The following is a 5,307-nucleotide window of genomic DNA, read 5'->3' as shown; positions in this document are numbered from 1 at the left end:
AGGCCAAGGGGCTGAGCTGGCCGCTGCCCGAGGGCACGGATCAGGGGCGGCTTGAGGCGCTGCTCTACCCCGCTCAGCGACCGCCGGAGCGTTTCGCCGAGCCGGACTACTTCCAGATCCATCAGCAGCTCAAGCGCAAGGGGGTTACGCTCCAGCTGCTCTGGGGCGAGTACGCTGCCGTCCACGGCGAACGCGCCTACCGTTACAGCCAGTACTGCCATCGCTACCGACAGTGGCGGGCTCGGCAACGGCGCAGCATGCACCAGCTCCACCGCGCCGGGGAGAAGGCGTTCATCGACTACTGCGGCACGACGGTGGAGGTCATCGACCCCGATACCGGTGAGCTGCACCGTGCGCAGATCTTCGTCGGTGTGCTCGGCGCCTCGAGCTACACCTTTGCCGAAGCCACCTGGAGCCAGTCCCTGGCGGACTGGGTCGGCTCGAATCAGCGCATGCTGCGCTTTTTCGGCGGGGTGCCGGCGCTGCTGGTGCCGGACAATCTAAAGGCGGCGGTGACCCGGGCCAACCGGTACACCCCGCAGGTCAACGACACCTACGCGGAGATGGCCGCGCATTACCACAGCGCCGTGTTACCGGCGCGGCCGTACAAGCCGAAGGACAAGGCCAAGGCCGAGGCCGCTGTGCAGCTGGTCGAGCGCTGGATCCTGGCGCGACTGCGCCATCAGCGCTTCTTCTCCCTCGCGCAGCTCAACCAGGCGATCTCGGCGCTGCTGGTCGATCTCAACGAGCGGCCCTTCCAGGGGCGCACGGAGAGCCGCCGCGACCTGTTCGAGGCCATCGACCGGCCCGCGCTCAAGCCGCTGCCGGCAGATGCCTACGAGTTCGCCGAGTGGCACAAGGCCAAACCGGGGATCGACTACCACGTCGCTTTCGAAGGGCGGCTCTACAGCGTCCCCCATGCCCTGGTCGGCCAGACCCTGGAGCTACGGGTGACCGCCACGGCCGTCGAGATCCTGCACAAGGGCCAGCGGGTCGCCGTCCACGCCCGTCGCGGCAAGGGGCGGTACGCCACCATCACGGAGCACATGCCCAAGTCCCACCAGGCCCACCGCGAGTGGTCACCGGGGCGTTTCCAGCGCTGGGCCGCGGCGATCGGCCCGGCCACCGCCGCACTGGTCCGCTTCCAACTCCAGGACCGGCCTCACCCGGAGCATGGCTACCGCGCCTGCCTGGGCCTGCTCAACCTGGCTCGCCGCTATAGCCAGCCGCGCCTGGAGGCGGCCTGCGCCCGAGCCCTGGCGCTCGGGGCGCCGCGCTACAAGAGCGTCGCCTCCATGCTCAAGCAGGGGCTCGATCAGCAGCCGCTGCCCGACGACAGCGAGGCGCAGGACGAACTGCCGGTCCACACCAATGTCCGCGGCGCCGGGTACTACCACTGAGAGGGGACGAAGCCATGCTCCATCAACAGACGATCGAACAACTGCGCACGCTCAAGCTCACCGGCATGCTCGAGGCCCTGGAGCAGCAGCAGGCGCAGCCCCAGACCCACGAGCTGTCCTTCGAGCAGCGCCTGGCCATGCTCGTCGAACGCGAGCGTCTGCACCGCGAGAACCGCCGCCTCGCCCGGCTACTCCAGCAGGCTCGGCTGCGCGTGCCGGCCTGTGTCGAGGACATCGACTACCGCCACCCCCGCGGCCTGGAGAAGCCTCGTATGGCCGCTCTGGCCCAATGTGACTGGATCCGCCAGGCGCAGAATCTGTGCCTGACCGGACCGACCGGGTGCGGCAAAACCTGGCTCGCCTGCGCGATCGGCAACCAGGCCTGCCGGCAGGGGCTGTCCGTGCGCTACCTGCGCCTGCCCAAGCTCTTTGAGCAGCTGCGCATCGCCCACGGCGATGGCTCCTACCCCCGGCTGATGGCCCGGCTGCTCAAGACCGAGCTGATCATCATCGATGACTGGGGTATTCAAAAGATCAGCGCCGCTCAGCGCCAGGACCTGATGGAGGTCATCGAAGATCGCCACGGCCGGCGCTCAACGCTGATTGCCAGCCAGATGCCCGTCGAGCACTGGCACGAGCTGATCGGCGAGGCGACGCTGGCCGACGCCATCCTCGACCGCCTGCTCCACGGCGCGCACCGACTGGAGCTGCGCGGTGAGTCGATGCGCAAACAGCCTCCGCCCGGCGGCCCAGAGCCCGCCGATGACCCCGCCACCCCTGACGACAGCGTTACTGCGTAACGGAAATCACCACCATGGCCCATACCAATGCACAGCGCCAAAGCGCCTTCCGGCAGCGCCACCTCAAAGGCATCGACGAGGACATCGAGATGCTCGAGCGCATCAACGCCCTGGTCCACTTTGCGGCCAAGCGGAACCTCGAGCGTCTGGCCTGCCATCACGGCATGACCCAGCGAGCCGTGCTCGAGTGGGTCCTTGACGAGGCCGTCGGGCGCGTCCTGAATACCCTCGATGGACCGGCGCAGGACGCCTTCCTCGACCTGGAACCCGTGTTACGCAGTAACGAAGAAGGTGAAGCCAAGCATTGACGGATCATGGCCGGTACACATAGAAAATCCATTCCAGTGCGGACGATGTGCAGAAGACCGGTCGCGATCAGCGGAATCAGCGGTCACGTTCGCCGGAATGCGCACATTTGGTCGCACCCGCAGTTTCCTCTCGCTCAAGAGCCAACGGGAGGCAGGGCTCGGGTTACGGGGTTGGGGGGATGCTTCTTTTGGCGTAGATCTTGGCAGGCTGGCTCGAGTACTCAGTCTCTTGGCAAGGGACGTGGCCTTAAATCTACGATGGCCTTATTCGAAAGGAGGTTCCTTTCTGTGATAGGCTATCGCATCATATATTATTTTCGGTGTTGCGCCTGTTTCTTCTATTTTATTTGTTCGAGGAGGTTGTGCTCCCAAGCCTCTAAAGCTCTGCGCTTTTCGTCCTCATAGCGGTGCTGATCATAAACGGCAACGATGCCTTTTCGCGTGTGGCCGATGGCAAGCTCCGCGACTGTTTCATCGACTCCGGCACGTGCCATTCCAGTCCGGGCCGTTCGCCTGAGATCATGTGGTGTCCAATGCCCCCAGGTCGGATGAACTTTGTTGCCTAACGCGTTGGTTGCGTTAAAAACGGCGCGAGAGGGTGTCTTGGGGTCAAGTGATCTCCCGTAAACAACTTCAAAGACATACCGGCCGCTGCGTTTTCCTGCAGCCCACTCTTCGATCTTGCCAAGCAAATCGAGCATCAATGGTGTTAGAGGAACAGTTTGATCGGTTTCGGTCTTTCTGCGGCGGGTTTCTGGGATCACCCAGTTTTTTTCCCGGAAGTTGATTTCAGACCATTCTGCAGCCGCGACTTCGCCCGGGCGTTGACCGGTGAGGAGTATCATCCACAGTGCCGATAGGGTGATCCATTGGATGCCACAAGAGGGGGTAGCATTCCACAGTGCCTTCAATTCGTCACGATCAAGAACACGTTGGCGCCTGCGTGGGGCTAGTTCCTTTCCGATTTTGCTTGCCTTGAGAGTGGCAATTGGATTAAGCTCAATTAACTCACGATCTTCAGCCCAGGCGAACATGCTTTTGGTGTACTGTAGAACCAAGCTTGCTTGTCGGCCGCGATCCGAGGCGATATGACTTACCAGGCCGATCACATCCGCGCGGCGAACATCTTTCAGTCGCAATGTTCCCAGCGCGGGTACGATATGCAGATTGAAAAGTCGCCGAACCTCTTTAGAGCTGCGCAGGCTGTCCACGTGGTCTTTGCAGAATTGCTCGGCAACCTCGGCCACGGTAGGTTCGCTGCGCTCCGTCCTGCGGCGATCAAGGGGATCTGCGCCGGTATCGATCTCTTTGCGCAGCTCGGCGGCACGTTTGCGCGCGGCGCTCAGGGTCCAAGTGCCATGCTCGCCGATGGTGACAAGGCGGTCCTTACCGAACGAGTTGGTGTAGCGCAGCACGAAGGCCACGCTGCCCTTGGGCGTGATCCGAACACCGAAGCCGCGGGGTGCATCGCGATGTTCATCGAACAGCAGTCGGCGGCCACGCTCGGGCGGGGTGAGGGCTTTGAGGTGGGACTCGGTCAGGGATGTGCTCACGGTCTGGTTCTCTCAATCGTGTCACAGGAAAGTCACAGTAGGGAGTGTACACCCCTGGGCGCAAGCGTCGGGTGTTGTCGTATTAGAAGTTCATAACAATCATGAACCTATATCCATCAAGGACGCGGAATGCAGGTGTGACAAGGGGATTTGGAGGAGCGGTTTGGCGCGGCGGACGCGACTTGAAATCGGGTGAGGGCATGCGCCCTCCGGGGGTTCGAATCCCTCCCTCTCCTCCAAAAACAAGGAGTTACATAGGCCCTTCTTCGCGCCAGAAAAGTCGGCCCAAAACTACGCACAGATTTCGCACATCGGCAGGTTGCACACAGTTGGAGGTGCGCTGAGCTGCAACCTTGCGGGCGGACGGCCTCTTTTGGTTGGAGAAAGCTGCGAGTGTTAGCGCCTGCGGGGCTGGCTGGCGTGATTAATGTGGCTCAGGACCGCAGACCGTCTGCTCCTGAGCGCCATAGCCCGGCGCGGCATTCCGGCGGGGCGTGCTGGAGTTCGGTGAGGGATGCGACTACTACCCGCGGATCCGGGGCGCGCTCTCCTTGGGATGCTTGTATCCGGGGCCTCGTTCAAGAAAAGAGGGATGAGAGCAAGCCCTCGGCGATGCTCTCATCCCTCGTCGTCTCGGGCGGTCACTCTACCTTTTTGCTCGTGCTCAGCACCTCCCCTTCGCGGGGCGGTACGACTCGCTTTGAGCACAGCCACGCCTCCAGGTCACATTCGCGGTACAGCACTCTCCCGCCGAAGCGAAGGTAAGGCGGGCCTTCGCCCATCTGTCTCATCCGGATCATGTGTCGTTCGCTGTAGCCGCAGAGTTCAGCCGCTTCCTTGGTCTTGAAGAGGCTCATGGCCGACTTCTTGGTCATATCTACTACTCCTATGATCGGTTTCGAAAAGCGCCGTGCCGACGGCTGTCGGTGGACCGCCGTAGGTGGCGACTCACCGCTGAAGGGGAGGGGCGATAACGCGATTGAGTCATCCCAGGTGCCCGGTTGGCAGTTAATGCCTGCTGCCAGCTGAATCCGAGGTGCCTGTGGGCTTGCTCGTCCAGGCCTTGTCACCAGGGTAGGCCGTTCCCTTGGCGCGGAACCGCTGGCCCACTCAGTTCACTGGGGCTTCCAACAGTCCGGTAGGCGCGCGATTTCGAGGGCCAAACGAGGCGTTCCGTGGCTCCGTCGACACGGGGAGCGGACTGTCGGAGGATCAAGCGAGGTTGTGGGAGGAGCGGTATGACCGT

At 62.8% G+C, this 5,307-nt stretch carries 5 protein-coding genes and 1 tRNA gene; 4 read left to right on the top strand and 2 right to left on the bottom strand.

The annotated features are described in order from the left end of the window. The 3 genes from istA to LRG07_RS13285 form a co-directional block, all read left to right on the top strand. Positions 1-1,400 (top strand): IS21 family transposase (gene istA, locus LRG07_RS13295; RefSeq protein WP_238642665.1); only part of this gene is annotated, 1,400 nt, incomplete at its 5' end. Positions 1,401-1,414: 14 nt separating this feature from the next. Beyond that, on the top strand, positions 1,415-2,200 hold the full coding sequence (gene istB, locus LRG07_RS13290; protein WP_238642663.1) for an IS21-like element helper ATPase IstB: 786 nt from the start codon (positions 1,415-1,417) through the stop codon (positions 2,198-2,200). Between the two features lie 14 nt (positions 2,201-2,214). Then, a complete protein-coding gene (locus LRG07_RS13285) occupies positions 2,215-2,508 on the top strand; it encodes a hypothetical protein (RefSeq protein ID WP_238642661.1) in 294 nt (97 codons plus the stop codon). Positions 2,509-2,846: 338 nt separating this feature from the next. Here LRG07_RS13285 and LRG07_RS13280 read toward each other — a convergent pair whose 3' ends face one another. Beyond that, positions 2,847-4,061, bottom strand: coding sequence for a site-specific integrase (locus LRG07_RS13280; RefSeq protein ID WP_238642658.1), 1,215 nt, complete (start codon positions 4,059-4,061; stop codon positions 2,847-2,849). Between the two features lie 155 nt (positions 4,062-4,216). Between LRG07_RS13280 and LRG07_RS13275 the strand changes: the two genes are divergently transcribed. After that, a tRNA-OTHER gene (locus tag LRG07_RS13275) sits at positions 4,217-4,300 on the top strand. A 402-nt stretch (positions 4,301-4,702) separates the two neighbouring features. Here LRG07_RS13275 and LRG07_RS13270 read toward each other — a convergent pair. Beyond that, complete coding sequence (locus LRG07_RS13270; protein ID WP_238642657.1) at positions 4,703-4,936, bottom strand: AlpA family transcriptional regulator; 234 nt, start codon at positions 4,934-4,936, stop codon at positions 4,703-4,705. Positions 4,937-5,307: the final 371 nt, after the last annotated feature.

The sequence above is a fragment of the Halorhodospira sp. 9622 genome, assembly GCF_022228025.1.
Lineage (GTDB): Bacteria > Pseudomonadota > Gammaproteobacteria > Nitrococcales > Halorhodospiraceae > Halorhodospira > Halorhodospira halophila_A.
The sequence above is the reverse complement of the archived record's forward strand: the minus strand, read 5'-3'. Positions and strand labels throughout refer to the sequence as shown.

Coding starts and splice junctions, on each gene's coding strand:
- LRG07_RS13270 (WP_238642657.1), bottom strand. CDS start 4,936: ATGACCAAGAAGTCGGCCATGAGCCTCTTCAAGACCAAGGAAGCGGCT.
- istB (WP_238642663.1), top strand. CDS start 1,415: ATGCTCCATCAACAGACGATCGAACAACTGCGCACGCTCAAGCTCACC.
- LRG07_RS13285 (WP_238642661.1), top strand. CDS start 2,215: ATGGCCCATACCAATGCACAGCGCCAAAGCGCCTTCCGGCAGCGCCAC.